The sequence below is a fragment of the Streptomyces graminilatus genome (genome assembly GCF_001418565.1).
In the GTDB taxonomy this organism is placed as follows: Bacteria; Actinomycetota; Actinomycetes; order Streptomycetales; family Streptomycetaceae; genus Streptomyces; species Streptomyces graminilatus.
This window is the reverse complement of the sequence record NZ_LIQQ01000041.1, coordinates 1-409: the sequence shown is the minus strand read 5'-3', so window position 1 is coordinate 409 and position 409 is coordinate 1. Positions and strand designations below refer to the sequence as shown.

At 72.9% G+C, this 409-nt stretch carries 1 pseudogene; it reads left to right on the top strand.

Annotated elements, in window-relative coordinates:
* Window positions 1-346 (top strand): annotated as a pseudogene (locus tag AOK08_RS47025) (ABC transporter ATP-binding protein); the annotation flags it as partial.
* Window positions 347-409: the final 63 nt, after the last annotated feature.

Genomic DNA, 409 nt, shown 5'->3' with positions numbered 1-409 from the left:
GGCCGAACAGCTCGCCGACGACGTCGCCATCATCGACGCCGGCCAGGTCATCGCCCAGGGCAGCCCCGAACAGCTGTGCCGCGGCGGCGCCGAGAACACCCTGCGCTTCATGGGCCGCCCGGGTCTGGACGTGACCTCCCTGCTGAAGGCCCTCCCGGCGGACTGCACGGCCGTCGAGCTGACCCCGGGCGCCTACCGCGTCGGCGGCAAGGTCGACCCGCAGCTCCTCGCGACGGTGACGTCCTGGTGCGCCCAGCACGGGGTGATGCCGGACCGGATCTCGGTGGAACGGCACACCCTGGAGGACGTGTTTTTGGAGCTCACCGGCAAGGAGCTGCGCTCATGACCACCACCAGCACACCAGGCACGGGCACGGGGACCCACACCCCCCGGCCGGGCGCCGCCCCCC